The organism is Shewanella oneidensis MR-1 (assembly GCF_000146165.2).
Taxonomy (GTDB): domain Bacteria; phylum Pseudomonadota; class Gammaproteobacteria; order Enterobacterales; family Shewanellaceae; genus Shewanella; species Shewanella oneidensis.
Window position 1 is genome coordinate 236,481 of the sequence record NC_004347.2, and the last position, 25,490, is coordinate 261,970.

Annotated in this window: 36 protein-coding genes and 1 pseudogene; 34 read left to right on the forward strand and 3 right to left on the reverse strand. The window is 46.8% G+C overall.

Annotation, left to right across the window (positions count from 1 at the left end):
* Positions 1 to 7 precede the first annotated feature (7 nt).
* From rpoC to SO_RS01235, 34 genes and pseudogenes are all read left to right on the forward strand, one after another.
* The gene (rpoC, locus tag SO_RS01070) at positions 8 to 4,225 is read left to right on the forward strand and encodes a DNA-directed RNA polymerase subunit beta' (RefSeq protein WP_011070611.1); all 4,218 of its coding nucleotides are present in this window, start codon (positions 8 to 10) and stop codon (positions 4,223 to 4,225) included.
* Between the two features lie 179 nt (positions 4,226 to 4,404).
* Positions 4,405 to 4,779, forward strand: a complete 375-nt coding sequence (rpsL, locus tag SO_RS01075) for a 30S ribosomal protein S12 (protein WP_011070612.1) — start codon at positions 4,405 to 4,407, stop codon at positions 4,777 to 4,779.
* 80 nt (positions 4,780 to 4,859) lie between these two features.
* Positions 4,860 to 5,330, forward strand: coding sequence for a 30S ribosomal protein S7 (rpsG, locus tag SO_RS01080; protein WP_011070613.1), 471 nt, complete (start codon positions 4,860 to 4,862; stop codon positions 5,328 to 5,330).
* 78 nt (positions 5,331 to 5,408) lie between these two features.
* Positions 5,409 to 7,505, forward strand: coding sequence for an elongation factor G (gene fusA / locus SO_RS01085; protein WP_011070614.1), 2,097 nt, complete (start codon positions 5,409 to 5,411; stop codon positions 7,503 to 7,505).
* A 71-nt stretch (positions 7,506 to 7,576) separates the two neighbouring features.
* Entirely contained in the window at positions 7,577 to 8,761 is a 1,185-nt protein-coding gene (gene tuf / locus SO_RS01090) for an elongation factor Tu (protein WP_011070615.1), read from the forward strand.
* Between the two features lie 331 nt (positions 8,762 to 9,092).
* Positions 9,093 to 9,404, forward strand: coding sequence for a 30S ribosomal protein S10 (gene rpsJ / locus SO_RS01095; RefSeq protein ID WP_011070616.1), 312 nt, complete (start codon positions 9,093 to 9,095; stop codon positions 9,402 to 9,404).
* A 27-nt stretch (positions 9,405 to 9,431) separates the two neighbouring features.
* Complete coding sequence (gene rplC / locus SO_RS01100) at positions 9,432 to 10,070, forward strand: 50S ribosomal protein L3 (RefSeq protein ID WP_011070617.1); 639 nt, start codon at positions 9,432 to 9,434, stop codon at positions 10,068 to 10,070.
* Between the two features lie 17 nt (positions 10,071 to 10,087).
* Complete coding sequence (gene rplD, locus SO_RS01105) at positions 10,088 to 10,693, forward strand: 50S ribosomal protein L4 (RefSeq protein ID WP_011070618.1); 606 nt, start codon at positions 10,088 to 10,090, stop codon at positions 10,691 to 10,693.
* Positions 10,693 to 10,995: a 50S ribosomal protein L23 gene (gene rplW, locus SO_RS01110; RefSeq protein WP_037421480.1), complete on the forward strand. Its 303-nt coding sequence runs from the start codon at positions 10,693 to 10,695 to the stop codon at positions 10,993 to 10,995. The genes rplD and rplW overlap by 1 nt, the downstream gene beginning before the upstream one ends.
* A 16-nt stretch (positions 10,996 to 11,011) precedes the next feature.
* Positions 11,012 to 11,836, forward strand: a complete 825-nt coding sequence (rplB, locus tag SO_RS01115; protein ID WP_011070620.1) for a 50S ribosomal protein L2 — start codon at positions 11,012 to 11,014, stop codon at positions 11,834 to 11,836.
* Between the two features lie 14 nt (positions 11,837 to 11,850).
* Positions 11,851 to 12,129: a 30S ribosomal protein S19 gene (rpsS, locus tag SO_RS01120; protein ID WP_006083596.1), complete on the forward strand. Its 279-nt coding sequence runs from the start codon at positions 11,851 to 11,853 to the stop codon at positions 12,127 to 12,129.
* A gap of 15 nt (positions 12,130 to 12,144) precedes the next feature.
* Complete coding sequence (gene rplV / locus SO_RS01125) at positions 12,145 to 12,477, forward strand: 50S ribosomal protein L22 (RefSeq protein ID WP_006083595.1); 333 nt, start codon at positions 12,145 to 12,147, stop codon at positions 12,475 to 12,477.
* A gap of 9 nt (positions 12,478 to 12,486) precedes the next feature.
* Positions 12,487 to 13,179 (forward strand): 30S ribosomal protein S3, encoded by a 693-nt coding sequence (gene rpsC / locus SO_RS01130; protein ID WP_011070621.1) that lies wholly within the window; start codon positions 12,487 to 12,489, stop codon positions 13,177 to 13,179.
* A gap of 11 nt (positions 13,180 to 13,190) precedes the next feature.
* The gene (gene rplP, locus SO_RS01135; protein ID WP_006083593.1) at positions 13,191 to 13,601 is read left to right on the forward strand and encodes a 50S ribosomal protein L16; all 411 of its coding nucleotides are present in this window, start codon (positions 13,191 to 13,193) and stop codon (positions 13,599 to 13,601) included.
* Complete coding sequence (gene rpmC / locus SO_RS01140) at positions 13,601 to 13,792, forward strand: 50S ribosomal protein L29 (RefSeq protein ID WP_007644429.1); 192 nt, start codon at positions 13,601 to 13,603, stop codon at positions 13,790 to 13,792. Before rplP ends, rpmC begins: the two co-directional genes overlap by 1 nt.
* Positions 13,792 to 14,040, forward strand: coding sequence for a 30S ribosomal protein S17 (gene rpsQ, locus SO_RS01145; RefSeq protein ID WP_011070622.1), 249 nt, complete (start codon positions 13,792 to 13,794; stop codon positions 14,038 to 14,040). The genes rpmC and rpsQ overlap by 1 nt, the downstream gene beginning before the upstream one ends.
* A gap of 177 nt (positions 14,041 to 14,217) precedes the next feature.
* Positions 14,218 to 14,586 carry a 50S ribosomal protein L14 gene (gene rplN / locus SO_RS01150; protein WP_006083590.1) on the forward strand — a complete coding sequence of 123 codons (369 nt, stop codon included), beginning with the start codon at positions 14,218 to 14,220 and terminating at the stop codon, positions 14,584 to 14,586.
* 11 nt (positions 14,587 to 14,597) lie between these two features.
* Complete coding sequence (rplX, locus tag SO_RS01155) at positions 14,598 to 14,912, forward strand: 50S ribosomal protein L24 (RefSeq protein ID WP_011070623.1); 315 nt, start codon at positions 14,598 to 14,600, stop codon at positions 14,910 to 14,912.
* A gap of 12 nt (positions 14,913 to 14,924) precedes the next feature.
* Positions 14,925 to 15,464, forward strand: a complete 540-nt coding sequence (rplE, locus tag SO_RS01160; protein ID WP_011070624.1) for a 50S ribosomal protein L5 — start codon at positions 14,925 to 14,927, stop codon at positions 15,462 to 15,464.
* Between the two features lie 10 nt (positions 15,465 to 15,474).
* Positions 15,475 to 15,780, forward strand: coding sequence for a 30S ribosomal protein S14 (gene rpsN / locus SO_RS01165; protein ID WP_011070625.1), 306 nt, complete (start codon positions 15,475 to 15,477; stop codon positions 15,778 to 15,780).
* Positions 15,781 to 15,804: 24 nt separating this feature from the next.
* A complete protein-coding gene (gene rpsH / locus SO_RS01170; protein WP_007644434.1) occupies positions 15,805 to 16,197 on the forward strand; it encodes a 30S ribosomal protein S8 in 393 nt (130 codons plus the stop codon).
* Between the two features lie 10 nt (positions 16,198 to 16,207).
* The gene (gene rplF, locus SO_RS01175; protein ID WP_011070626.1) at positions 16,208 to 16,741 is read left to right on the forward strand and encodes a 50S ribosomal protein L6; all 534 of its coding nucleotides are present in this window, start codon (positions 16,208 to 16,210) and stop codon (positions 16,739 to 16,741) included.
* Positions 16,742 to 16,751: 10 nt separating this feature from the next.
* On the forward strand, positions 16,752 to 17,102 hold the full coding sequence (rplR, locus tag SO_RS01180) for a 50S ribosomal protein L18 (RefSeq protein WP_011070627.1): 351 nt from the start codon (positions 16,752 to 16,754) through the stop codon (positions 17,100 to 17,102).
* A gap of 12 nt (positions 17,103 to 17,114) precedes the next feature.
* Entirely contained in the window at positions 17,115 to 17,618 is a 504-nt protein-coding gene (gene rpsE, locus SO_RS01185; protein WP_007644438.1) for a 30S ribosomal protein S5, read from the forward strand.
* 6 nt (positions 17,619 to 17,624) lie between these two features.
* Complete coding sequence (rpmD, locus tag SO_RS01190) at positions 17,625 to 17,807, forward strand: 50S ribosomal protein L30 (RefSeq protein WP_006083582.1); 183 nt, start codon at positions 17,625 to 17,627, stop codon at positions 17,805 to 17,807.
* A 3-nt stretch (positions 17,808 to 17,810) separates the two neighbouring features.
* Positions 17,811 to 18,245, forward strand: a complete 435-nt coding sequence (rplO, locus tag SO_RS01195) for a 50S ribosomal protein L15 (protein WP_011070628.1) — start codon at positions 17,811 to 17,813, stop codon at positions 18,243 to 18,245.
* A gap of 7 nt (positions 18,246 to 18,252) precedes the next feature.
* Positions 18,253 to 19,593, forward strand: a complete 1,341-nt coding sequence (secY, locus tag SO_RS01200) for a preprotein translocase subunit SecY (protein ID WP_011070629.1) — start codon at positions 18,253 to 18,255, stop codon at positions 19,591 to 19,593.
* A gap of 21 nt (positions 19,594 to 19,614) precedes the next feature.
* Positions 19,615 to 19,728, forward strand: a complete 114-nt coding sequence (rpmJ, locus tag SO_RS01205; RefSeq protein ID WP_006083579.1) for a 50S ribosomal protein L36 — start codon at positions 19,615 to 19,617, stop codon at positions 19,726 to 19,728.
* Positions 19,729 to 19,842: 114 nt separating this feature from the next.
* Positions 19,843 to 20,199 (forward strand): 30S ribosomal protein S13, encoded by a 357-nt coding sequence (gene rpsM / locus SO_RS01210; RefSeq protein ID WP_011070630.1) that lies wholly within the window; start codon positions 19,843 to 19,845, stop codon positions 20,197 to 20,199.
* A gap of 14 nt (positions 20,200 to 20,213) precedes the next feature.
* The gene (gene rpsK / locus SO_RS01215) at positions 20,214 to 20,606 is read left to right on the forward strand and encodes a 30S ribosomal protein S11 (protein ID WP_006083577.1); all 393 of its coding nucleotides are present in this window, start codon (positions 20,214 to 20,216) and stop codon (positions 20,604 to 20,606) included.
* Positions 20,607 to 20,637: 31 nt separating this feature from the next.
* Positions 20,638 to 21,258 carry a 30S ribosomal protein S4 gene (gene rpsD / locus SO_RS01220; protein ID WP_011070631.1) on the forward strand — a complete coding sequence of 207 codons (621 nt, stop codon included), beginning with the start codon at positions 20,638 to 20,640 and terminating at the stop codon, positions 21,256 to 21,258.
* A 24-nt stretch (positions 21,259 to 21,282) separates the two neighbouring features.
* On the forward strand, positions 21,283 to 22,272 hold the full coding sequence (locus SO_RS01225; RefSeq protein WP_011070632.1) for a DNA-directed RNA polymerase subunit alpha: 990 nt from the start codon (positions 21,283 to 21,285) through the stop codon (positions 22,270 to 22,272).
* 40 nt (positions 22,273 to 22,312) lie between these two features.
* Positions 22,313 to 22,708, forward strand: a complete 396-nt coding sequence (gene rplQ, locus SO_RS01230; RefSeq protein WP_007644470.1) for a 50S ribosomal protein L17 — start codon at positions 22,313 to 22,315, stop codon at positions 22,706 to 22,708.
* A gap of 94 nt (positions 22,709 to 22,802) precedes the next feature.
* A pseudogene (locus tag SO_RS01235) lies at positions 22,803 to 24,021 on the forward strand (transposase family protein).
* A 39-nt stretch (positions 24,022 to 24,060) separates the two neighbouring features.
* On the opposite strand, the gene ccmE reads toward SO_RS01235, so the two are convergent.
* From ccmE to SO_RS01250, 3 genes are read right to left on the reverse strand one after another with little or no spacing between them, the layout of a single operon-like run.
* A complete protein-coding gene (ccmE, locus tag SO_RS01240) occupies positions 24,061 to 24,546 on the reverse strand; it encodes a cytochrome c maturation protein CcmE (RefSeq protein ID WP_011070633.1) in 486 nt (161 codons plus the stop codon).
* Positions 24,543 to 24,743, reverse strand: a complete 201-nt coding sequence (gene ccmD, locus SO_RS01245) for a heme exporter protein CcmD (RefSeq protein WP_011070634.1) — start codon at positions 24,741 to 24,743, stop codon at positions 24,543 to 24,545. Before ccmD ends, ccmE begins: the two co-directional genes overlap by 4 nt.
* Positions 24,743 to 25,489 carry a heme ABC transporter permease gene (locus tag SO_RS01250; RefSeq protein ID WP_011070635.1) on the reverse strand — a complete coding sequence of 249 codons (747 nt, stop codon included), beginning with the start codon at positions 25,487 to 25,489 and terminating at the stop codon, positions 24,743 to 24,745. The genes ccmD and SO_RS01250 overlap by 1 nt, the downstream gene beginning before the upstream one ends.
* Position 25,490: the final 1 nt, after the last annotated feature.

The following is a 25,490-nucleotide window of genomic DNA, read 5'->3' on the forward strand; positions in this document are numbered from 1 at the left end:
GAGAAACGTGAAAGACTTATTAAAGTTTCTGAAACAGCAAAGCAAGACTGAAGAATTTAACGGTATCAAAATTGGTCTGGCATCGCCTGATCTGATCCGTTCTTGGTCTTTTGGTGAAGTTAAGAAGCCAGAAACCATTAACTACCGTACCTTCAAGCCTGAGCGTGAAGGTTTGTTCTGTGCGCGTATCTTTGGCCCAGTCAAAGATTACGAATGTTTGTGCGGTAAGTACAAACGTTTGAAGCACCGTGGTGTGATCTGTGAAAAGTGTGGCGTTGAAGTTACCCAGACTAAAGTACGTCGTGAGCGTATGGGTCACATTGAACTGGCTAGCCCAGTTGCCCACATTTGGTTCTTGAAATCACTGCCGTCCCGTATCGGTTTAATGCTGGATATGACGTTGCGTGATATCGAGCGCGTACTGTATTTTGAATCATTTGTCGTGATCGAGCCTGGCATGACCAGCCTTGAACGCGGCCAAATGCTGACAGAAGAAACCTATCTGGATGCATTAGAAGAGTACGGTGACGAATTCGAAGCCAAGATGGGTGCTGAAGCGGTATTAGAACTGCTACGCGCAATCGATCTCGAAAAAGAAATCGAACAAATGCGTGAAGAGCTGCCATCAATCAACTCTGAGACTCGTCGTAAGAAAGTGACCAAGCGTCTTAAGTTGATGGAAGCGTTCCACACTTCTGGCAACAAGCCAGAGTGGATGATCTTAAAAGTACTGCCTGTGTTACCACCTGACTTACGTCCGCTGGTACCGCTCGATGGTGGCCGCTTCGCGACGTCAGATCTGAACGATCTGTATCGCCGCGTGATCAACCGTAACAACCGTTTGAAGCGTCTGTTAGATTTAGCTGCGCCAGACATTATCGTACGCAACGAAAAGCGTATGTTACAAGAGTCTGTTGATGCGCTATTAGATAACGGTCGTCGTGGTCGTGCTATTACCGGTTCTAACAAACGTCCTCTGAAATCTTTGGCCGATATGATCAAAGGTAAGCAAGGTCGTTTCCGTCAGAACTTGTTAGGTAAGCGTGTTGACTATTCAGGTCGTTCGGTAATTACCGTAGGTCCAACTTTACGTCTGCACCAATGTGGTCTTCCTAAGAAGATGGCACTGGAACTGTTCAAGCCATTCATCTATGGCAAGCTGGAAGGTCGTGGCTTAGCTACTACCATCAAAGCGGCTAAGAAGATGGTTGAGCGTGAAGTGGCGGAAGTTTGGGACGTTCTGGATGAAGTGATCCGCGAACATCCAGTGATGCTTAACCGTGCACCAACACTGCACAGACTCGGTATCCAAGCGTTCGAGCCTGTACTGATTGAAGGTAAAGCCATCCAGTTACACCCACTCGTTTGTGCGGCATACAACGCCGACTTCGACGGTGACCAAATGGCGGTACACGTACCGTTAACACTGGAAGCGCAGCTTGAAGCTCGTGCTCTGATGATGTCTACCAACAACATTCTGTCACCAGCGAACGGCGAGCCTGTAATCACTCCGTCTCAAGACGTGGTATTAGGTCTGTACTACACCAGCCGTGAGCGTATCAATGGCCGTGGTGAAGGTATGTACTTTATGTCTGTTGCTGAAGTTGAAAAAGCTTACGCAACGGGCGCTGCTGAACTGCATGCCCGCGTGAAAGTGCGCATCACTGAAACCATCATTGATGAAAACGGTGAGCGCAGCGAACAACGCCGTATCGTAGATACTACGGTTGGTCGTGCTCTGCTGTCACAAATTCTGCCAGCAGGTTTGTCATTTGATCTGGTTAACCAGAACATGGGCAAAAAGCAGATTTCTAAACTATTGAACACTTGTTACCGTCAATTAGGTCTGAAAGATACGGTTATCTTCGCTGACCAACTGATGTACACCGGTTTCCGTTACGCAACTATCTCTGGTGCCTCTGTCGGTATCGACGACATGGTGATCCCAGCTGAGAAGTACACCTTAGTGGCTGACGCTGAAGCAGAAGTGCTCGAAATTCAAGAGCAGTTCCAATCAGGTCTGGTAACCGCGGGTGAGCGTTACAACAAAGTAATCGACATCTGGGCAAGTGCGAACGAAAAAGTTTCTAAGGCGATGATGGAAAACCTGTCAACTGAGACAGTGATTAACCGTGATGGCGTTGAAGAAAAACAAGCTTCGTTCAACAGCATTTACATGATGGCCGACTCGGGCGCTCGTGGTAGTGCCGCACAGATCCGTCAGTTAGCGGGTATGCGTGGTCTGATGGCGAAGCCAGACGGTTCGATCATCGAAACCCCAATCGTAGCGAACTTCCGTGAAGGTCTGAACGTTCTTCAGTACTTCATTTCAACCCACGGTGCGCGTAAAGGTCTAGCCGATACCGCATTGAAGACAGCGAACTCGGGTTACCTGACTCGTCGTCTGGTTGACGTTGCTCAAGACTTAGTGGTCATCGAAGACGATTGTGGTACTCACGAAGGTCTGACAATGAAGCCGCTGATCGAAGGTGGTGACGTGGTTGAGCCATTACGTGAACGCGTACTGGGTCGTGTGGTTGCAGTTGATGTGTTCTATCCAGGCACCGAAGACGTTCTTGCTCCACGTAACACGCTGCTCGATGAGGCATGGTGTGACAAGTTAGAAGAGCATTCAATCGATGAAGTGATTGTTCGTTCAGTCATTACCTGTGATACCGATTTTGGTGTGTGTGCTGCTTGTTACGGTCGTGACTTGGCCCGTGGTCATATCATCAACCACGGTGAAGCGATCGGTGTTGTGGCTGCACAATCAATCGGTGAACCTGGTACACAGTTAACGATGCGTACGTTCCACATCGGTGGTGCGGCGTCACGTGCGTCTGCAGAAAACAACGTTCAAGTGAAGAACTCTGGTTCGTTGAAACTGCACAACGCTAAGTACGTAACAAACACTGACGGCAAGCTGGTTATCGTTTCTCGTTCTTCTGAACTGGCAATCATCGACGAGTTAGGTCGTGAGAAAGAGCGTTATAAAGTGCCTTACGGGACTGTGCTCGAGAAGTTAGAAGAAGCATCAGTAGAAGCGGGCGATATTATCGCTAACTGGGATCCACATACTCACCCAATCATTACTGAAGTGGCGGGTAGCATTAAGTTCGTTGATATGATCGACGGTGTGACCATGACTCGTCAAACAGACGAATTGACTGGTCTGTCATCAATCGTAATCCTCGACGTAGGTCAACGTGGTTCTGCGGGTAAAGAAATGCGCCCAATGATCCGTCTGGTTGGCGCCGACGGCAGCGACCTGATGATCCCAGGTACTGAAGTGCCTGCACAATACTTCTTACCAGGCAGTGCGATCGTTAACCTTGACGACAACGCGCAAATCGCCGTGGGTGACGCGTTAGCACGTATTCCACAGGAATCGTCTAAAACACGCGACATCACGGGTGGTCTGCCACGCGTTGCCGACTTGTTCGAAGCCCGTAAGCCAAAAGAGCCAGCAATTCTGGCGGAAATCTCTGGTACCATCTCATTTGGTAAAGAGACCAAAGGCAAGCGTCGTTTGGTGATCACACCAGCGGATGGCGGCGAACAGTATGAAGAGATGATCCCGAAATGGCGTAACTTAAACGTGTTCGAAGGTGAAAAAGTCGAACGTGGCGAAGTTATTGCTGACGGTCCAGAAGCGGCGCATGACATTCTGCGTCTACGTGGCATCCACAACGTAGCAAACTACATTGTGAACGAAGTGCAAGACGTTTACCGTCTACAAGGCGTGAAGATCAACGATAAACATATCGAAGTGATTATCCGTCAAATGCTGCGTAAGTGCGTGATCACTGCTGCTGGTGACAGTGAGTTCTTAGAAGGCGAACAAGTCGAAGTGTCTCGCGTTAAGATCGCTAACCGCGAACTTGTCGAACAAGGTAAAGTGCCTGCGACCTTTGAACGTGAACTGCTCGGTATTACCAAAGCGTCTCTGGCAACAGAATCGTTTATCTCTGCAGCGTCGTTCCAAGAAACAACTCGCGTACTGACAGAAGCTGCTGTAGGTGGTAAGTCAGATAACTTACGTGGTCTAAAAGAGAACGTTATCGTTGGCCGTCTGATCCCAGCCGGTACAGGTTACGCTTATCACAAGACCCGTAACGATGCCCGTGCTAAGAAAGACGAGCCAGTTGTAGTGAATAAGATCACTGCAAGCGAAGCTGAACAAAACCTTGCAGACCTCTTAAACCTGGCTGGTAGCCAAGATTAAGTAATCAGTTTGTAACAAAAAGGCGCCGTTGGCGCCTTTTTCATTGGAATATGCCGCAAAAGTTGGCTATTTCTTGACAGTTAGGCTTTACCTTTCTAAAATTCCGCGTCCCACCATTGTGGGATATAGATTTTTCACACCTTATCGTTGAGTTTGATTCAACTGACTCGGAGCTATACATGGCAACTGTAAACCAGTTGGTACGTAAGCCACGCGCGCCAAAAGTCGACAAGACTAATGTGCCTGCGTTGAATGCGTGCCCACAAAAGCGTGGTGTTTGTACACGTGTGTACACAACTACCCCTAAAAAACCTAACTCTGCACTACGTAAAGTAGCTCGTGTGCGTCTAACTAACGGTTTCGAAGTAACTTCGTACATCGGCGGTGAAGGCCACAACCTGCAGGAACACAGCGTGATTTTGATCCGTGGTGGTCGTGTTAAAGACTTACCAGGTGTTCGCTACCACACTGTTCGTGGCGCATTAGACTGTGCAGGCGTGACTTCACGTCGCCAAAGCCGTTCTAAGTACGGTGCTAAGCGTCCTAAGTCTTAACGTATCCGTTAAGTAAGGCCAAGCTAGTTTATTTTGAGAATTCCAGTTTTGGAAATCCCTGAAGCATACGGAGAATTGTTATGCCAAGACGTCGCGTTGTAGGACAACGTAAAATCCTACCAGATCCAAAGTTTCACAGTGAGTTGCTGGCTAAGTTCATCAACGTCATTATGCAGGACGGCAAAAAGTCGACTGCTGAAAAAATCATTTACAAGGCTCTTGATGTTATCGCTGAAAAGAAAGGCGCTAACCATTTAGACATCCTTGAAGCAGCCCTGGACAACGTTCGCCCATCAGTCGAAGTTAAATCTCGTCGCGTTGGTGGTTCTACATACCAGGTACCATGTGAAGTTCGTCCTGTGCGTCGTAACGCACTGGCGATGCGCTGGTTAGTTGAAGCTGCACGTAAGCGTGGTGAAAAATCTATGGCTTTACGTCTAGCAGGTGAAATGCTAGATGCGTCTGAAAACAAAGGTACTGCTGTTAAGAAGCGTGAAGACGTGCACCGCATGGCTGAAGCTAACAAGGCCTTTGCTCATTACCGTTGGTAATCTGATGGTGTGGGCTTAGGCCCACACCATTGTTGTTGATATTGCCAAGACAACCGTCTTGGTCGAGAGGGTATAATCGTGGCTCGTACAACCCCAATTGAGCGTTATCGTAATATCGGTATTTGTGCTCATGTGGACGCAGGTAAAACCACCACAACAGAACGTGTTCTGTTCTATACCGGTTTGTCTCATAAAATCGGTGAGGTGCATGACGGCGCCGCGACCACTGACTGGATGGTGCAAGAGCAAGAGCGTGGTATTACTATCACCTCGGCTGCTGTAACCACTTTCTGGCGTGGTATGGATGCTCAATTCACTGAACACCGCATCAATATCATCGATACCCCTGGTCACGTTGACTTCACTATTGAGGTTGAACGTTCTTTGCGCGTTCTTGACGGCGCTGTTGTGGTTTTTTGTGGCGCTTCAGGTGTTGAGCCTCAATCAGAAACCGTATGGCGTCAAGCTGATAAATACCGCGTTCCACGCATCGTATTTGTCAACAAAATGGACCGTGCAGGCGCGGACTTTGAACGTGTAGTGAAGCAAATCAGAACTCGCCTTGGGGCAACTTGTGTTCCGATCCAATTAAACATCGGCGCAGAAGAAAACTTCACTGGCGTGATCGACTTAATCAAGATGAAAGCCATTAACTGGAACGAAGCGGACCAGGGTATGACGTTCTCTTATGAAGCGATCCCTGCACACTTAACCGCTAAAGCGGAAGAAATGCATGAGTTTCTGGTTGAGGCAGCCGCCGAGGCCTCTGATGAACTGATGGATAAGTATCTTGAAGAAGGCACGCTATCAGAAGAAGAGATCAAAAAGGCACTGCGTCAGCGTACTATTAATAATGAAATCGTTTTAGCGACCTGTGGTTCTGCATTTAAGAACAAGGGCGTTCAGGCGGTTCTTGATGCGGTAGTAGAATTCTTGCCTGCACCTGTTGATGTGCCTCCTATTAAGGGCATTGACGACAATGAGCAAGAAGTTGAGCGCCCATCAGATGACAATGCCCCCTTTGCGGCGTTGGCATTTAAGATTGCTACAGACCCGTTCGTGGGTACTTTGACCTTTATTCGTGTTTACTCAGGCGTACTCGAATCAGGCTCTGGCGTTTATAACTCTGTCAAACAGAAACGTGAACGTATTGGCCGTATCGTGCAAATGCACGCTAACGACCGTACAGAATTGAAAGAAGTGCGTGCGGGTGATATTGCTGCGGCTATTGGACTAAAAGAAGTGACCACGGGTGACACACTTTGTGATAACGATCACAAGGTGATCTTGGAACGCATGGAGTTCCCAGAGCCAGTAATTACCATTGCCGTTGAGCCTAAGTCGAAAGCTGACCAAGATAAAATGGGCATCGCACTGCAAAAGCTTGCAGCTGAAGATCCTTCATTCCGGGTTGAGACAGACGAAGAATCATCACAAACACTGATTTCTGGAATGGGTGAGTTACACTTAGACATCATCGTGGACCGTATGCGTCGCGAATTCGGTGTCGAGTGCAACGTAGGTAAGCCACAAGTGGCCTACCGTGAGACCATTCGGGGATCAGTTGAGGCTGAAGGTAAATTTGTGCGCCAATCAGGTGGCCGTGGACAATTCGGTCATGTTTGGTTAAAACTAGAGCCTAACGAAGAAGGCGCTGGTTACGAATTTATCAATGCAATCGTTGGGGGTGTGGTTCCACGTGAATTCATTCCTGCGGTTGATAAAGGTATCCAAGAACAGATGAAGAATGGCGTTCTCGCCGGCTTCCCTGTGTTGGACGTGAAGGTCACTCTATTCGATGGTTCATATCATGATGTGGACTCGAATGAAATGGCGTTCAAAATTGCGGGTTCTATGGGCTTCAAAAAGGGTGCGCTTGAAGCGAAACCTGTGTTGCTCGAACCTTGCATGAAAGTAGAAGTAACTACTCCAGAAAACTACATGGGTGATGTTGTTGGTGATTTAAACCGTCGCCGTGGTTTGATTGAAGGTATGGATGATGGCTTTGGTGGCATCAAAATAATCCATGCAGTAGTGCCTCTTTCTGAAATGTTTGGTTATGCAACTGATTTGCGTTCTGCAACTCAGGGTCGTGCTTCTTACTCTATGGAGTTCTTGAAGTACACTGATGCACCGCAAAACATTGCGAAAGCGATTATTGAATCTCGTAGCTAATTTCCAGTTACGGCATAAATGTAATATGGTCCTGTGAATGCAGGATTATTCTGAAAAGAAAGGAATATATCGTGGCAAAAGCTAAATTTGAACGTAGTAAGCCTCACGTAAACGTGGGCACCATCGGTCACGTTGACCATGGTAAAACCACTCTGACTGCAGCTATCTCTCACGTACTGGCTAAGACCTACGGTGGTGAAGCTAAAGACTTCTCTCAAATCGATAACGCTCCAGAAGAGCGTGAGCGCGGTATTACCATCAATACCTCTCACATCGAATATGACACGCCTTCACGCCACTACGCACACGTAGACTGCCCAGGCCACGCTGACTATGTTAAAAACATGATCACTGGTGCTGCACAGATGGACGGCGCGATATTAGTAGTTGCTTCTACAGACGGTCCAATGCCACAAACGCGTGAGCACATCCTGCTGTCTCGCCAAGTAGGCGTACCATTCATCATCGTATTCATGAACAAATGTGACATGGTTGACGATGCTGAGCTGTTAGAATTAGTCGAAATGGAAGTACGTGAACTGTTATCAGAATACGACTTCCCAGGTGATGACTTACCCGTAATCCAAGGTTCAGCTCTGAAAGCGCTAGAAGGCGAGCCAGAGTGGGAAGCGAAGATCCTTGAGCTGGCAGCAGCTTTAGACTCTTACATTCCAGAACCAGAGCGTGATATCGATAAGCCATTCCTGATGCCAATCGAAGACGTATTCTCAATCTCTGGCCGTGGTACAGTAGTAACTGGTCGTGTTGAGCGCGGTATCGTACGTGTTGGTGATGAAGTAGAAATCGTAGGTATCCGTACTACTACTAAGACTACCTGTACTGGTGTTGAAATGTTCCGTAAGCTGCTTGACGAAGGTCGTGCAGGTGAGAACTGTGGTATTTTATTACGTGGTACTAAGCGTGATGACGTGGAACGTGGTCAAGTATTATCTAAGCCAGGTTCAATCAACCCACACACCACTTTTGAATCAGAAGTCTACGTACTGTCAAAAGAAGAAGGTGGTCGTCACACGCCATTCTTCAAAGGCTACCGTCCACAGTTCTACTTCCGTACAACTGACGTAACCGGTACTATCGAACTGCCAGAAGGCGTAGAGATGGTAATGCCTGGTGACAACATTAAGATGGTTGTAACGCTGATCTGCCCAATCGCGATGGACGAAGGTTTACGCTTCGCAATCCGCGAAGGTGGCCGTACAGTAGGCGCTGGTGTAGTAGCTAAGATCATTGCTTAATAGCAATTGTGATTAATAAAAAAGGAAGCCTAGGCTTCCTTTTTTATTTTGGGCTGGTGTTATTCTGAAATTTGTGTAAAATGCACGCCACTCTGAAGTTGAATAGTTTTTGATGACTATTTACACAGCGGGCTTGAAATCTGATTTCAGATGAGTATAATGGCCCCCTCGTTGACCAAGGTTAACGAATTAAATGATAAGTCTTTGAACTTATCATTATCATAGCGGCTCCGATTGGGAGTCGAACGGTTAAATCATCTCGCTCTGCTTTTCCAGTAAGGAAGAAGCTAGAGGGTGATTTTTTATGTGTCCATTTTAGGAGCTCTGGTCAATGCAGAACCAAAGAATCCGTATCCGCTTAAAAGGGTTTGATCATCGCTTAATTGATCAGTCTACAGCGGAAATCGTTGAAACTGCTAAGCGTACTGGCGCCCAAGTACGTGGTCCTATTCCACTACCTACGCGCAAAGAGCGTTATACCGTTTTGATCTCTCCGCACGTTAATAAAGATGCTCGTGACCAGTACGAATTACGTACTCACAAGCGCCTGGTTGACATCGTAGAGCCAACTGAAAAGACTGTAGACGCTCTAATGCGTTTAGATCTTGCGGCTGGTGTCGACGTACAGATTAGCTTGGGTTAATTGAGATCCTTAGAAGAGGTTTGAGAGATGGCTATCGGTCTTATTGGTCGTAAAGTTGGTATGACTCGCATCTTCACTGAAGATGGTGTTTCTATACCTGTTACAGTAATTGAAGTTGCTGGCAACCGTGTTACTCAAGTGAAAACTTTAGAAACTGACGGTTACCGCGCACTTCAAGTTACTACTGGTACCAAAAAAGCCAATCGCATCACTAAACCAGAAGCAGGTCACTTTGCTAAGAGCGGCGTTGAAGCCGGTCGTGGACTGTGGGAATTGCGTCTGGCAGACGGTGAAGGCGAAGGCATTGAAGTTGGTGCTGAGCTAAACGTAGGTATCTTCGCTGATGTAGCGAAAGTTGACGTTACTGGTCAATCTAAAGGTAAAGGTTTCCAAGGCGGTGTTAAGCGCTGGAACTTCCGTACTCAAGATATGACACACGGTAACTCTTTGTCGCACCGTTCGAACGGTTCTATCGGTCAGAACCAAACGCCTGGTCGCGTATTTAAAGGCAAGAAAATGTCAGGCCACATGGGTGCCGAGCGTGTTACTACTCAAAATCTAGACGTTGTACGTGTAGATGTTGAACGTAACCTGCTACTGGTTAAAGGTGCTGTTCCGGGCGCAACTAATGGCGACCTGATCATCAAGCCTGCAGTTAAAGCTTAAGGTCTGAGGAGATAGTAATGGAATTGGTATTGAAAGACGCGCAAAGCGCTCTTGAAGTTTCCGAAACTACCTTCGGCCGTGACTTTAACGAGGCACTGGTTCATCAGGTAGTTGTAGCATACGCTGCAAACGCGCGTCAGGGCACTCGTGCTCAAAAGACTCGTGCGGAAGTAACTGGCTCTGGCAAAAAGCCATGGCGCCAAAAAGGCACTGGCCGCGCTCGTGCGGGTGGTGTTAAGGGCCCAATCTGGCGTGGCGGTGGCGTAACTTTCGCTGCTAAAACTCAAGATCACAGCCAAAAAGTAAACAAGAAGATGTACCGCGGCGCGCTGAAAAGCATTCTGTCTGAGCTGGTACGTCAAGACCGTCTGGTGGTTGTTGAATCATTCAGCGTTGAAGCTCCTAAAACTAAAGAGCTGAAAGCTAAACTGAAAGCAATGAACTTAGAAGACGTGTTAATTGTGACTTCAGAAGTTGACGAGAATTTATTCTTAGCAGCTCGCAACCTGTACAAGGTTGACGTTCGTGACGTTGCGGGTCTAGACCCAGTAAGTCTAATCGCGTTCAACACAGTGCTTGTGACTGCTGATGCAGTTAAGCAAATCGAGGAGATGCTAGCATGATGATCCGCGAAGAACGTTTGCTAAAAGTAATTCTTGCTCCTCACATCTCTGAAAAGAGCACTGTGAATGCTGAGAAGCACAACACTGTTGTTTTCCGCGTAGCTATCGATGCAACTAAAGCTGAAATTAAAGCTGCTGTTGCTAAGCTATTTGAAGTTGAAGTTGAGTCAGTTCGCACTTTAGTGAGCAAAGGCAAAACTAAACGCACTGGTGGCCGTACTGGTCGTCGTAGCGATTGGAAAAAAGCCTACGTTACTTTAGCTGCAGGTGCTGACATCGATTTCGTCGGCGGCGCTGAGTAAGCAAAGGAGAATTATCATGGCAGTTATTAAGTGTAAGCCAACCTCTCCAGGTCGTCGCCACGTAGTTAAAGTGGTGAACTCTGACCTGCATAAGGGTAAACCCTTTGCTGGCCTGTTGGCAAAAAAATCTAAAAGTGGTGGCCGTAACAATACTGGCCGTATCACTGTTCGTCACGTTGGTGGCGGTCACAAGCAGCATTACCGTTTAATCGACTTCAAACGCGATAAAGACGGTATCCCTGCAAAAATTGAGCGTCTGGAATACGATCCAAACCGTACTGCGCACATCGCTTTAGTACTGTATGCGGATGGTGAGCGTCGTTATATTCTTGCTGCCAAAGGTATGCAAGCTGGCGATAAAATCCAGTCTGGTGTTGAAGCCGAAATCAAAACCGGTAACGCAATGCCACTGCGCAACATTCCAGTAGGTTCTGTTGTGCACGCTGTAGAAATGAAGCCTGGTAAAGGTGCTCAGATCGCGCGTTCAGCGGGTGCTTATGTGCAAGTTGTTGCTCGTGATGGCGCATATGCAACTTTACGTCTTCGCTCTGGCGAAATGCGCAAAGTGCCAGTTGATTGCCGCGCAACATTTGGTGAAGTTGGTAATGCCGAACACATGCTACGCCAGTTAGGTAAAGCAGGTGCTAAGCGCTGGAGAGGCATTCGCCCAACAGTTCGCGGTGTTGCAATGAACCCGGTAGACCATCCACACGGTGGTGGTGAAGGCCGTACTTCTGGTGGTCGTCACCCAGTGACTCCATGGGGTGTGCCAACTAAGGGTTATAAGACCCGTAGTAACAAGCGCACTGACAAGTACATCGTACGTCGTCGTAATAAATAGTAAGAGGATTCGCCATGCCACGTTCTCTCAAGAAAGGTCCCTTCATTGACCTGCACTTGCTGAAGAAGGTAGAGAAAGCGATGGAAGCCGGTGACAAGAAGCCTATTAAGACTTGGTCACGTCGCTCTATGATCATTCCAAATATGATTGGTTTGACCATCGCTGTCCATAATGGTCGTCAGCACGTTCCTGTGTTCGTAACTGACGAAATGATCGGCCACAAACTTGGTGAATTCTCACCAACTCGCACTTATCGCGGCCATGCTGCTGATAAGAAAGCGAAGAAGCGTTAATACGGGAGGAATAAGATGGAAGTTTTAGCTAAACATCGTTTTGCCCGTACGTCTGCGCAGAAGGCTCGTCTCGTTGCTGATCAAATTCGTGGTTTGCCTGTTGCTAAGGCCCTCGAGATTTTGACTTTCAGCCCAAAGAAAGCCGCCGTACTGGTTAAAAAAGTACTTGACTCAGCTATCGCAAACGCCGAACACAACGAAGGCGCGGATATTGATGAGCTAAAAGTAGGCGCCGTCTTCGTTGACGAGGGTCCAACTATGAAGCGTATCATGCCACGTGCTAAAGGCCGCGCTGATCGTATCATGAAGCGTACCAGCCACATCACTGTGGTTGTATCAGATCGCTAGGAGAGAGCAATGGGACAGAAAGTACATCCTAATGGTATCCGTCTGGGTATCACCAAGCCTTGGATCTCTACCTGGTACGCAGATAAGTCAGATTATGCAAATAACCTGAACAGCGACTGGGAAGTGCGTAAGTATCTTGCAGACAAACTGCAAGCTGCGTCAGTATCTAAGATTGTTATTGAACGCCCAGCGAAAAGCATCCGCGTTACTATTCACACTGCCCGTCCAGGCGTTGTGATCGGTAAGAAAGGTGAAGACGTTGAAGTATTGCGTGCTGCAGTTTCAAAACTGGCTGGCACTCCTGCTCAAATTAACATCGCTGAGATCCGTAAACCTGAGCTAGATGCCAAGTTAGTTGCTGACTCTATTGCACAGCAATTAGAGCGCCGTGTTATGTTCCGTCGCGCGATGAAGCGTGCGGTACAAAACGCAATGCGTATTGGTGCTCAAGGTATCAAAGTTGAAGTTAGTGGCCGTTTAGGCGGTGCTGAGATTGCGCGCTCTGAGTGGTACCGTGAAGGTCGTGTACCTTTGCACACACTGCGTGCTGATATCGACTATTCAACCTCTGAAAGTCACACTCAATACGGTGTGATTGGTATTAAAGTTTGGATCTTCAAAGGTGAAGTTCTGGACGGAATGCTGCCACAGATTGAAGAGCCGAAACAGCAGCAACCTAAGCGCAAGCCTCGTGGTAAATAGGAGAGCCGGCAATGCTGCAACCTAAACGTATGAAGTTTCGCAAGATGTTCAAAGGCCGCAACCGCGGTCTAGCGAACGGTACCGAAGTTAGCTTTGGTACTTTTGGTCTGAAAGCAGTCGGCCGTGGTCGTTTAACTGCACGTCAGATCGAATCTGCACGTCGTGCCATGACACGTCACATTAAGCGTCAGGGACAAATTTGGATTCGAGTTTTCCCGGACAAACCTATTACCTCTAAGCCTCTTGAAGTGCGTATGGGTAAAGGTAAAGGTAACGTTGAATACTGGGTATGTCAGATTCAACCTGGTAAGGTTCTTTATGAGATGAATGGTGTTTCTGAAGTGATCGCTCGTGAAGCGTTTGCTTTAGCTGCTGCCAAGCTTCCAATCAAGACTACCTTCGTAACTAAGACGGTGATGTAATGAAAGCGAGCGAACTAAGAGAAAAGAGCGTTGAAGAACTGAACGCTGAACTACTTGGTCTGCTGCGTGAGCAGTTCAACCTGCGTATGCAACACGCCACTGGTCAGTTGACTCAGACTCATCAACTGAAATTAGTGCGCCGTAATATTGCGCGCGTTAAGACCATTATTACTTCTAAGGCGGGTGCATAATGTCTGATAAAATCCGTACTTTGCAAGGTCGTGTCACTAGCAACAAAATGGATAAAACCATTACTGTAGCTATCGAACGCCAAGTGAAACACCCAATCTATGGGAAATACATTAAGCGTACGACTAAGATCCATGCACATGACGAAGCTAATCAGTGCAATGAAGGTGACGTAGTCGCGATTCGCGAATGTCGTCCTTTGTCTAAGACTAAATCTTGGACCCTGGTTGAAGTAGTATCAAAGGCCTAATCATATTAGGTATTTAGGTAAACGGCTCCAGTATTTGGGGCCGTTTGTTTTTTAATACTATACATTCCATGTTTATGGTGTTATATTTGCGCCCCATTTTTGACTAAATTCAAAGCAAAAATGGTGTTTATAGTCCCATAGTGGGAATTGTGTAGTAACGATAGCGGAGCACTTAAAATGATCCAAATGCAATCGACTCTTGACGTCGCATGTAACAGCGGCGCACGCAGAGTTCAGTGTATTAAGGTCTTGGGTGGCTCTCATCGTCGTTATGCCGGTATCGGCGACATCATCAAAGTTTCTGTTAAAGAAGCAATTCCTCGCGCTAAAGCGAAGAAAGGTGATGTGTATAACGCGGTGGTAGTCCGTACTAAGAAAGGCGTACGTCGTCCAGACGGTTCTGTCATTCGCTTCGATCGGAATGCAGCTGTTCTTTTGAACAACAACCTGCAGCCGATTGGTACTCGTATCTTTGGACCAGTGACACGTGAATTGCGTAATGAGCAATTTATGAAAATTGTCTCGCTGGCACCAGAAGTACTGTAAGGAGCTTCAAAATGGCAGCTAAAATCCGTCGTCAAGACGAAGTAATCGTATTAGCAGGTAAAGACAAGGGCAAGCGTGCTAAAGTTGCTCAAGTATTACCTACTGGTAAGTTAATTGTTGAAGGCATCAATCTTGTCAAGAAACACCAAAAGCCAAACCCACAACTGGGTGTAGCCGGTGGTATTGTTGAGAAAGAAGCACCGATTCAAGCATCAAATGTTGCGATCTTTAACCCTGTCACAGGCAAGGCGGATCGTGTTGGTTTCCGATTTGAAGACGGCAAAAAAGTTCGTTTCTTTAAATCGAACAGTGAACTCGTTAAGTAACTGGAGTAAACGATGGCGAAACTGCATGATAAATATCAAGAGACTGTTGTCGCTGAACTGACTCAAAAGTTCGGTTATACCAGTGTCATGCAAGTCCCTCGGATTGAGAAAATCACCCTGAACATGGGTGTTGGCGAAGCCGTTGCAGATAAAAAAGTTATGGAACATGCTGTTCGTGACATGACTGCAATTGCTGGTCAAAAACCAGTAGTAACTGTTGCTCGTAAATCAGTTGCTGGTTTTAAAATCCGTGAAGGCTACCCTATTGGCTGTAAAGTGACCCTGCGCGGTGAGCGTATGTGGGAATTCTTAGAGCGTTTAGTTGACATCGCAATCCCACGTATCCGTGACTTCCGTGGTCTGAGCGCTAAAGCGTTCGACGGCCGTGGTAACTACGCGATGGGCGTGCGTGAGCAGATCATTTTCCCAGAGATCGATTACGATAAAATCGATAAAATTCGCGGTATGGATATTGTTATCACTACCTCTGCGAAGACTGATGAAGAAGGTCGTGCTTTGTTAGACGCTTTTAACTTCCCATTCAAGAAATAAGGGTAGCGTAATGGCAAAAACATCAATGAAAGCACGTGAAGCAAAGCGTGCACAGCTCGTAGCTAAGTTCGCTGAAAAGCGCGCTGCTCTGAAAGTGATTATTGCAAGTCCAGCTTCTTCTGATGAAGATCGTTGGGATGCAGTATTAAAGCTGCAAGCTCTACCACGTGATTCCAGCGCATCGCGTCAACGCAATCGTTGTAATCAAACTGGTCGCCCACATGGTTTCCTACGTAAGTTCGGCTTAAGCCGTATCAAATTACGTGAAGCAACCATGCGTGGTGAAGTTCCTGGCCTGCGTAAGGCTAGCTGGTAAGCACTTGTCACGGAGTAAGCTAATATGAGCATGCAAGATCCTATTGCGGATATGTTAACCCGTATTCGTAACGGCCAAGCTGCTAACAAAGTATCTGTGAAGATGCCTTCTGCTAAGCTGAAAGTCGCTATTGCGAAACTGCTTAAAGAAGAAGGTTACATCGCTGATTACGCCGTAGCAGATGAAGCCAAGCCTGAATTGGAAATTACGTTAAAGTACTTCCAAGGCCAACCAGTCGTTGAGACTATCCAGCGTGTAAGCCGTCCTGGTCTTCGTATTTACAAAGGTAAAAACGAACTTCCTAAAGTGATGGGCGGACTGGGTGTCGCAATTGTGTCCACTTCTAAAGGCCTGATGACTGATCGTGCCGCCCGCCTTGCAGGCATGGGTGGCGAGGTTATCTGCTACGTAGCATAAGGAGCTAGGAATGTCTCGTGTAGCAAAAGCACCAGTATCTATTCCAGCTGGCGTAGAGGTGACCTTAAACGAACAGACCCTGACCGTCAAAGGCGCGAAAGGAAGTCTGACTCGAGTGATCAACAATGCGGTCAATGTTGTTATTGAAAATGGCGTGATTAAATTCCTTCCTGTTGAGGGCGCTGTTGGCGCTTGGGCACAGGCTGGTACAACACGTGCATTAGTAAACAACATGGTTGTTGGTGTATCTCAAGGTTTTGAGCGTAAATTAAAGTTAGTTGGCGTTGGTTACCGTGCGAAACTCGTCGGTGCTGACATTGACCTGACTTTAGGTTTCTCTCATCCGTTAGTACACAAACTGCCCGCAGGCGTTACTGCAGAGTGCCCTAGCCAAACTGACATCGTCCTACGTGGCGTTGATAAACAGTTAATTGGCCAAGTCGCTGCTGAGATTCGCGGATACCGTCCACCAGAGCCATACAAAGGCAAGGGTGTTCGCTATGACGACGAAGAAGTACGCCGTAAAGAGGCTAAGAAGAAGTAGGTAACGCGATATGGATAAGAAAACATCTCGCTTACGTCGCGCTATTCGCGCTCGTAAGAAGATCCAAGAGCTGGGCGTGAACCGTCTGGTTGTACATCGTACACCGCGTCACATTTATGCTCAGGTGATCAATCCTGAAGCTCAGGTGGTGGCAGCTGCTTCAACCGTGGAAAAAGCGGTTAAAGAGCAACTGAAGAGTACCGGTAACGTAGACGCGGCTAAAGCAGTAGGTAAGTTTGTTGCTGAGCGCGCGATCGAAAAAGGCGTAACGAATGTTGCGTTCGATCGTTCTGGTTTCAAGTATCACGGTCGTGTAGCTGCTCTAGCAGATGCTGCTCGTGAAGCTGGCCTCCAGTTCTAAGGGGTTATAAAAATGGCTAAATTAGAAGCTCAGCAAAAAGACGATCTGCAAGAGAAATTAATTGCAGTTAATCGTGTTTCTAAAGTAGTTAAGGGCGGTCGTATCTTTAGCTTCACAGCACTAACAGTAGTGGGTGACGGTAATGGTAAGGTCGGCTACGGCTATGGTAAAGCGCGCGAAGTTCCAGCAGCAATTCAAAAAGCTATGGAAAAAGCCCGTCGTAATATGGTGACCGTTGAGTTGAATGCAGGTACTCTGCATCACCCAGTTAAAGGTCGTCATACTGGTTCACGTGTATACATGCAACCAGCATCACAGGGTACCGGTATTATCGCCGGTGGCGCAATGCGTGCCGTATTGGAAGTTGCAGGCGTTCATAACGTTCTGTCTAAAGCATACGGTTCTACTAACCCGATCAACATCGTTCGCGCGACTGTCGATGCATTGGTGCACATGAAGTCACCTTCGCAAATCGCAGCTAAGCGTGGCCTGAATGTTGACGAAATTCGGGGGTAATGCACCATGGCAACTAAAACTGTAAAAGTTACTCAAACTAAAAGTGGTATCGGTCGTTTACCAAAGCACCGTGCTACCCTAACGGGTCTTGGTTTGCGTCGCATTGGTCACACTGTTGAATTAGAAGATACTCCTTCTGTTCGCGGTATGATCAACAAGGTCTACTACATGGTTAAGGTGGAGGATTAATAGATGCGTTTAAATACTCTATCTCCAGCTGCAGGCGCTAAGCATGCACCAAAGCGTGTAGGCCGTGGTATGGGTTCAGGCTTAGGTAAAACTGCGGGTCGTGGTCATAAAGGCCAAAAATCTCGTAGCGGTGGCGGTGTACGCCCAGGCTTCGAGGGTGGTCAAATGCCACTTAAGATCCGTTTACCTAAATTTGGTTTTACCTCGCGTCGCGCTATGGTAACAGCTGAAGTTCGTGTACTCGAACTGGCTAAAGTTAACGGTGATGTTATCGACTTAAACGCTCTGAAAGATGCGAACGTTATTACTCGCAACATCCAGTTTGCGAAAATCGTTCTTTCAGGTACCATTGAGCGCCCTGTGACCGTTAAAGGTCTGAAGGTAACCAAAGGTGCACGTGCAGCGATTGAAGCTGCTGGCGGTAAGATCGAGGAATAATACGTCGATGGCAAAACCAGGACTTGATTTAAAAAGCGCGAAAGGTGGACTTTCTGAGTTGAAAGCTCGCCTCCTGTTCGTGATTGGTGCGATTATCGTCTTTAGGGCCGGTTCGTTTGTACCAATTCCTGGTATTGACGCAGCTGTATTAGCAGAGCTGTTTGCTCAGCAAAGTGGAACCATCCTTGGCATGTTTAACATGTTCTCGGGTGGTGCCCTTGAGCGTGCTTCCATTTTTGCATTAGGTATCATGCCGTACATTTCGGCATCGATTATTATGCAGTTATTGACTGTTGTGCATCCTGCACTGGCTGAATTGAAAAAAGAAGGCGAGTCAGGACGTAAAAAAATTAGTCAATATACACGTTGGGGTACGTTAGTGCTGGGTACATTCCAGTCGGTCGGTATTGCAACAGGGTTACCAAACTTAGTCCCAGGCCTCGTGGTCAATATTGGATTCGGTTTCTACTTTGTTGCCGTTGTGAGTTTAGTTACTGGAACTATGTTTCTGATGTGGCTAGGTGAGCAAATTACCGAACGAGGTATAGGTAATGGTATCTCGATTTTAATTTTCGCAGGTATTGTTGCTGGATTACCTTCCGCTATCGGCCAAACGGCTGAGCAGGCGCGTCAAGGTGACCTGAATGTGTTAGTATTGTTGTTGCTTGCGGTAATTATATTCGCTGTGACTTATTTCGTGGTATTCGTGGAGCGTGGTCAACGTCGTATCGTTGTTAACTATGCTAAGCGTCAGCAAGGCCGTAAGGTATTCGCTGCGCAAAGTACCCACCTACCGTTGAAAATAAATATGGCTGGTGTAATTCCACCAATTTTTGCGTCAAGCATCATTTTGTTCCCAGGTACACTGGCTCAGTGGTTTGGTCAAAATGAGTCTATGTCATGGTTAAGTGATTTTTCACTGGCTGTGTCTCCTGGACAACCGCTTTACTCATTATTATATGCGGCAGCAATTATTTTCTTCTGTTTCTTCTATACTGCGTTGGTATTTAACCCACGTGAAACAGCAGATAACTTGAAGAAAAGTGGTGCATTCATCCCTGGGATCCGTCCTGGAGAACAGACTTCGCGTTACATTGATAAAGTGATGACCCGTTTGACATTAGCAGGCGCGTTATACATTACCTTTATCTGTTTAATTCCGGAGTTCATGTTAATTGCGTGGAAAGTACAGTTCTATTTTGGCGGTACTTCACTACTAATTATGGTAGTCGTAATCATGGACTTCATGGCTCAGGTTCAGACCCATATGATGTCACATCAGTATGAGTCTGTGATGAAGAAAGCTAACCTAGTTAACAAAGCGAATTTAGATCGTTTTGGTCGCTAAGTAGCTTTACGGAGTGATGAAATGAAAGTTCGAGCTTCCGTGAAGAAGATCTGCCGTAACTGCAAGATCGTCAAGCGTAGTGGCGTTGTGCGCGTTATCTGTGTTGAACCAAAACACAAACAGCGTCAAGGCTAAAAGTGAAATTGTTCAGCCCACTGTTGGGCTGAACAAATATTGTTTGCAAATCTGTCAACTGTCGAGTATCCTTTCGGGCTTTTCGCAGTTGGCCTTTAACTTAAGGAGTGCATAGTGGCCCGTATCGCTGGCATTAACATTCCTGATCAAAAGCATACAGTCATCGCATTGACTGCAATTTTCGGCATCGGCCGTACTCGCGCTAGAGCAATCTGCGCAGCTACGTCAATTGCTGAAACTGCTAAGATCAAGGAATTGAGCGAAGCTCAAATCGACACCCTACGCGAAGAAGTTGCCAAATACTTAGTAGAAGGTGACTTACGTCGTGAGATTTCTATGAACATCAAGCGTCTTATGGATCTTGGTTGTTATCGTGGTCTCCGCCATCGTCGTAGCCTGCCTCTTCGTGGGCAACGTACTAAGACCAATGCGCGTACGCGTAAAGGTCCACGTAAACCAATCAAGAAGTAACGGGAAGGTAGACAATGGCTAAAGTTCCGTCACGTTCTCCGCGTAAGCGCGTACGTAAACAGGTTGCAGATGGCATGGCTCATATCCATGCTTCTTTCAACAACACAATTGTCACCATTACAGATCGTCAAGGTAATGCGTTGTCATGGGCTACCTCAGGTGGTTCAGGTTTCCGTGGTTCACGTAAATCTACGCCATTTGCTGCACAGGTAGCTGCTGAGCGTGCAGGTGCTGCTGCTCAAGACTACGGTTTAAAAAACCTTGAAGTGTTTGTGAAGGGTCCAGGTCCAGGTCGTGAATCAGCCATTCGTGCGCTGAACGCTGTTGGTTACAAAATTACCAACATTACCGATGTGACGCCGATCCCTCATAATGGTTGTCGTCCTCCTAAAAAGCGTCGTGTATAACGCGTTTCATTAGGATAGTTGGAGAAAGATCATGGCAAGATACTTGGGTCCCAAGCTCAAGCTCAGCCGCCGAGAAGGTACTGACCTTTTCTTAAAAAGCGGTGTGAGAGCAATCGATTCTAAGTGTAAACTGGAATCTGCACCAGGACAGCATGGCGCTCGTAAGCCACGTCTGTCAGAGTACGGTTTACAGTTACGCGAAAAACAAAAAGTTCGTCGTATTTACGGTGTGTTAGAAAAACAATTCCGTAACTACTACAAAGAGGCTGCACGTCTAAAAGGTAACACTGGTGAAAACCTGTTACAACTTTTAGAAACTCGTTTAGATAACGTTGTTTATCGTATGGGTTTTGGTGCGACTCGTGCAGAATCACGTCAGCTAGTAAGCCATAAATCAGTTATGGTTAACGGTCGTGTTGTTAACATTCCGTCATTCAAAGTGTCTGCGAATGATGTTGTAAGCATCCGTGAAAAGTCACGCACTCAAGCTCGTATCAAAGCGGCTTTAGAAGTGGCTGCTCAACGCGAGAAGCCTACATGGGTTGAAGTCGACAGCGCGAAAATGGAAGGTGCTTTCAAGCGTATTCCAGAACGTAGCGATTTGTCTGCGGAAATTAACGAACAGCTGATCGTCGAGCTTTACTCTAAGTAAGGCTAACAAACAAGAGAGGACACAATGCAGGGTTCTGTTACAGAATTTCTTAAACCGCGTCTCGTTGATATCGAGCAGGTTAACTCAACACGTGCCAAGGTTACTTTGGAACCGCTTGAGCGTGGTTTCGGCCACACTTTAGGTAACGCGTTGCGTCGCATCCTATTGTCGTCTATGCCCGGCTGCGCGGTTACCGAAGTCGAGATTGACGGCGTACTGCACGAATACAGCAGTAAGGAAGGCGTACAAGAAGATATCCTTGAAATCTTGCTAAATCTGAAAGGCTTAGCAGTGACTATCGAGGGTAAAGACGAGGCTATGCTTACATTAAGCAAGTCCGGCGCAGGCCCTGTCATCGCAGCAGATATCACGCATGATGGTGATGTCACTATCGTGAATCCTGATCATGTTATCTGTCATTTAACAGGTAACAATGATATCAGCATGCGTATTCGCGTTGAGCGTGGTCGTGGTTATGTGCCAGCATCTGCTCGTGCACAGACAGAAGACGATGATCGCCCAATCGGCCGTTTGCTGGTTGATGCTTCTTTCTCGCCAGTCGCACGTATTGCCTACAATGTAGAAGCAGCTCGTGTTGAACAGCGTACTGACTTGGATAAACTCGTTATCGATATGACCACTAACGGTACTATTGATCCTGAGGAAGCTATCCGTCGTTCTGCAACCATCTTAGCTGAACAGCTGGATGCGTTTGTCGAGCTGCGTGACGTGACTGAGCCAGAAATGAAAGAAGAGAAGCCGGAGTTCGATCCGATTCTGTTGCGTCCTGTCGACGATTTAGAGCTAACTGTACGTTCGGCTAACTGTTTGAAAGCCGAAGCGATTCATTACATCGGAGATCTGGTACAGCGTACTGAAGTTGAGTTGCTGAAGACCCCTAACTTAGGTAAGAAGTCTCTTACTGAAATTAAGGACGTTTTAGCTTCTCGCGGACTGTCGTTAGGTATGCGTTTGGAAAACTGGCCTCCAGCTAGTTTAGCAGACGACCTATAAGTCTCAGGTTTGTACAGATTTAGGTTATAAGGATTAGGTCATGCGCCATCGTAAGAGTGGTCGTCAACTTAACCGCAACAGCAGTCACCGCCAAGCTATGTTCCGTAACATGGCAAGCTCACTGGTTCGTCATGAGATCATCAAGACAACCGTAGCTAAAGCGAAAGAACTGCGTCGCGTAGTTGAGCCTCTGATAACACTTGCTAAGAGTGACAGCGTTGCAAACCGTCGTTTAGCGTTTGCACGTACTCGCGACGCTGAAGTCGTAGGTAAGTTATTCACTGAATTGGGTCCACGTTACCAGGAACGTCCTGGTGGCTATACCCGTATCCTTAAGTGCGGTTTACGTGCTGGTGATAAAGCCCCAATGGCTTACATCGAGCTAGTAGGTCGTCCAGAAGCTGCTCAAGCTGTTGATGTTGAAGCTGCTGAGTAATTAAGGTTACAAAGTTTAAAAAGCCGAGCTCTAAGCTCGGCTTTTTTGTTTTTAGCTGTCCCGTTATGGCATATGTTATAAAAAATATTTCCTTATGACAACATCAAGTAACTCAAGCCATAAGCGTGCTCAACGTAATTTCACCTTAACCTTTAAATTAGGCGTTGTTGAAGGTGTTTAAAAAGACGAAATGAACAACAAACAAGCGCAGTTTTGTTTTGGCATTCAGGGCAAAAAAACTGTACTCGTGTATAGCTAAGAAAGCACAGAAGACTCGATTAGTCTAAACCCTTTCAGTATCCCCTTATCCCTCATTCAAATAAAACAGCTGAGACCATCAAGCGCCTTGTGCGTGAGTTAGCCGAAGAGAAACTGCGTAACCAAATTCTCAATACGATGGTCGATATCATGGACAGTGAATATGGAGCGGCTTTAGAAAAATGTTCTTATGCTGTATATCAGGCAAACCAAAACCTAAAGCGAAATAAACCTTGCCGTTTCTAGTCGGGCTATCGTTATGTCACGGCAAGTTATTTTTCAGGCTGTCGCTCGGATGGAGAATCAAAGAGCTGAACTATCGGCCATCAAACACTGGGTCCAATAAGAGCGTCAATATATGCCGCAATGGGGGACGCTTAAGCTCTAGAGTTGACACAAGCTAAGCTGGTTGAACATGATGTCAAACTAGGGCGAGACCAGTTCTATTGCTACTTGAGAAGTGAAGCTTGCGGGTTTTGCCCAAGATAAGCTTCACAAAAATGACATTCAGCAAGCATTGGATGAAGATGCATCCCTACCTGCTGAAGGAAGAGGGGCTACTCGATATCGAGCATGTACTGGTTAGTGATATTGTCTGCCTCGAATCAGATCAAGGCGTGCACTTTGGGTCACTGGTGGCCGATGCCACGTCATGTAAGATAGTTGGCAATCGCTTGTGCGGACATGAAAGTAGAAAGCCTAGTTAAAGCTCTAAAAATGGTGGTCAAAGACAAGCGCAGTAGCGCTAATGCGGTCCATCACTCAGACCAAGGTTCGAATACTGCTCAGCCGGTTATTAATATGAACTGCAGGAAAACCTTATTCAGCCGTCGATGACAGACGGTTATGATGGCTATCAAAATACGTTAGCAGAAAGAGTCAACGGGATTTGTAGCAGCAGTTTTTATATACCGATGTAAAACGCAGGCAGAGCATAAGAGACTTGTTAGAGAATCGATAGCGATATCAACGAAATGAGACCGCATCTGAGTTTGGATATGGAAACATCCAATCAGGTGCATAATAGAAAAGGCCAGCTACTGGAGCTGGCCTAGAAATTGTCAATTTATCCTAAGACGTGACATTGAGAGCCGTTATTGAGTTGCCGATTTCTGTTGGCTGTAATCAAGTTTCTCATGCTTTTGGCCCATAGCCTCGGCAACTTCAGGTGGCATATAGTTTTCGTCATGCTTGGCTAAGACTTCAGTCGCGGCCAACTTACCATCTTCACCTAATACGCCTTGTGCCACGATACCTTGGCCCTCACGAAATAGATCCGGTAATAGATCATCATAGGTCACTAGAATTTCGCCACCTAAGGAATCGTGTACAGCAAACTGCACGTGTAGGCTGTTTGGATCACGCACCATAGAGCCAACAGTTACCATGCCGCCCACACGAATACGTTGGCCTGCTTCGGGTTTTACACCAGTATCGGTTTTGCCGTTAACAATCTCAGACGGTGTATAAAATAGGTTTAAGTTGGAGTTCAGCGCATACAACAAAAGTGAAGCAATTGCGGCAACGCCACCGATTAATGCTACAGCTAATGTCAGTCTCTTTTTGCGTCTTGGGTTCACGATTTGTTACTCCTAGTTTCTTTGAGGCGCTCTTCGCGGTTCATCTTTTTCGCTATTTCAATAAGCACTTTGCGCTTTTGGCGTGCGCTTGTGATGATCAGCGTCGACAAACAGAAGAAGGTCACGCCATAGGCAAGCCATACATAAAAGGCATAGCCACCCATGTTGAAAAAATCACTGATAGAATCGAATTGCATTATTTGACCTCCTCAGCTTTAGCAAGTTCACGCACCCATGGGCGCATTCCGTTTCTGGCTAAGATTTCTGCTCTAAATCTCACAATAGTGATAGCCCCTATCATAAGCCCGAAACCTAAAATATTGATTAAAAGTGGGTACAACATTTCGCTCGACATGGTCGATTTTTCAGTAATCCGAATAGTTGAAGGTTGATGCAGTGAGCTCCACCATTCAACTGAGTATTTAATAATCGGAATATTGATTACGCCGACGATTGCTAAGATCCCCGCAGCACGTGCCGCAAGTACCTTGTCTTCAAAAGAAGCATAGAGCGAAATAACACCTAAATAGAGAAAAAGTAAGACCAATTCAGAGGTTAGGCGCGCATCCCACACCCACCATGTGCCCCACATAGGTTTACCCCAAGTCGCACCTGTAAAGAGAGCGATAAAGGTGATGACTGCACCAATAGGTGCAATAGAAGCCGCTGCCCAGTCTGCTAGTTTAACCTGCCAGACAAGGCCAATAAATGCCGCCGTCGCCATGCCCATATAAGCAGCCATTGACATTGAAGCGGCCGGCACATGGATAAAGATAATACGGTAACTGTCACCCTGTTGGTAATCAGTTGGGGCAAACAATAAGCCCCATACCGTGCCAACGGTAATGAAAAGACAAGCTAAGATAGCAAACCATGGAAATAATGTTCCTGATAACTTGTAAGCGCGTTCAGGATCCGCGTAAGGGTGTAACCATTTCCACATT

Coding starts and splice junctions, on each gene's coding strand:
- rpsL (WP_011070612.1), top strand. CDS start 4,405: ATGGCAACTGTAAACCAGTTGGTACGTAAGCCACGCGCGCCAAAAGTC.
- rpsG (WP_011070613.1), top strand. CDS start 4,860: ATGCCAAGACGTCGCGTTGTAGGACAACGTAAAATCCTACCAGATCCA.
- rpsJ (WP_011070616.1), top strand. CDS start 9,093: ATGCAGAACCAAAGAATCCGTATCCGCTTAAAAGGGTTTGATCATCGC.
- rplC (WP_011070617.1), top strand. CDS start 9,432: ATGGCTATCGGTCTTATTGGTCGTAAAGTTGGTATGACTCGCATCTTC.
- rplD (WP_011070618.1), top strand. CDS start 10,088: ATGGAATTGGTATTGAAAGACGCGCAAAGCGCTCTTGAAGTTTCCGAA.
- rplW (WP_037421480.1), top strand. CDS start 10,693: ATGATCCGCGAAGAACGTTTGCTAAAAGTAATTCTTGCTCCTCACATC.
- rplB (WP_011070620.1), top strand. CDS start 11,012: ATGGCAGTTATTAAGTGTAAGCCAACCTCTCCAGGTCGTCGCCACGTA.
- rpsS (WP_006083596.1), top strand. CDS start 11,851: ATGCCACGTTCTCTCAAGAAAGGTCCCTTCATTGACCTGCACTTGCTG.
- rplV (WP_006083595.1), top strand. CDS start 12,145: ATGGAAGTTTTAGCTAAACATCGTTTTGCCCGTACGTCTGCGCAGAAG.
- rpsC (WP_011070621.1), top strand. CDS start 12,487: ATGGGACAGAAAGTACATCCTAATGGTATCCGTCTGGGTATCACCAAG.
- rplP (WP_006083593.1), top strand. CDS start 13,191: ATGCTGCAACCTAAACGTATGAAGTTTCGCAAGATGTTCAAAGGCCGC.
- rpmC (WP_007644429.1), top strand. CDS start 13,601: ATGAAAGCGAGCGAACTAAGAGAAAAGAGCGTTGAAGAACTGAACGCT.
- rpsQ (WP_011070622.1), top strand. CDS start 13,792: ATGTCTGATAAAATCCGTACTTTGCAAGGTCGTGTCACTAGCAACAAA.
- rplN (WP_006083590.1), top strand. CDS start 14,218: ATGATCCAAATGCAATCGACTCTTGACGTCGCATGTAACAGCGGCGCA.
- rplX (WP_011070623.1), top strand. CDS start 14,598: ATGGCAGCTAAAATCCGTCGTCAAGACGAAGTAATCGTATTAGCAGGT.
- rplE (WP_011070624.1), top strand. CDS start 14,925: ATGGCGAAACTGCATGATAAATATCAAGAGACTGTTGTCGCTGAACTG.
- rpsN (WP_011070625.1), top strand. CDS start 15,475: ATGGCAAAAACATCAATGAAAGCACGTGAAGCAAAGCGTGCACAGCTC.
- rpsH (WP_007644434.1), top strand. CDS start 15,805: ATGAGCATGCAAGATCCTATTGCGGATATGTTAACCCGTATTCGTAAC.
- rplF (WP_011070626.1), top strand. CDS start 16,208: ATGTCTCGTGTAGCAAAAGCACCAGTATCTATTCCAGCTGGCGTAGAG.
- rplR (WP_011070627.1), top strand. CDS start 16,752: ATGGATAAGAAAACATCTCGCTTACGTCGCGCTATTCGCGCTCGTAAG.
- rpsE (WP_007644438.1), top strand. CDS start 17,115: ATGGCTAAATTAGAAGCTCAGCAAAAAGACGATCTGCAAGAGAAATTA.
- rpmD (WP_006083582.1), top strand. CDS start 17,625: ATGGCAACTAAAACTGTAAAAGTTACTCAAACTAAAAGTGGTATCGGT.
- rplO (WP_011070628.1), top strand. CDS start 17,811: ATGCGTTTAAATACTCTATCTCCAGCTGCAGGCGCTAAGCATGCACCA.
- secY (WP_011070629.1), top strand. CDS start 18,253: ATGGCAAAACCAGGACTTGATTTAAAAAGCGCGAAAGGTGGACTTTCT.
- rpmJ (WP_006083579.1), top strand. CDS start 19,615: ATGAAAGTTCGAGCTTCCGTGAAGAAGATCTGCCGTAACTGCAAGATC.
- rpsK (WP_006083577.1), top strand. CDS start 20,214: ATGGCTAAAGTTCCGTCACGTTCTCCGCGTAAGCGCGTACGTAAACAG.
- rpsD (WP_011070631.1), top strand. CDS start 20,638: ATGGCAAGATACTTGGGTCCCAAGCTCAAGCTCAGCCGCCGAGAAGGT.
- SO_RS01225 (WP_011070632.1), top strand. CDS start 21,283: ATGCAGGGTTCTGTTACAGAATTTCTTAAACCGCGTCTCGTTGATATC.
- rplQ (WP_007644470.1), top strand. CDS start 22,313: ATGCGCCATCGTAAGAGTGGTCGTCAACTTAACCGCAACAGCAGTCAC.
- ccmD (WP_011070634.1), bottom strand. CDS start 24,743: ATGCAATTCGATTCTATCAGTGATTTTTTCAACATGGGTGGCTATGCC.
- SO_RS01250 (WP_011070635.1), bottom strand. CDS start 25,489: ATGTGGAAATGGTTACACCCTTACGCGGATCCTGAACGCGCTTACAAG.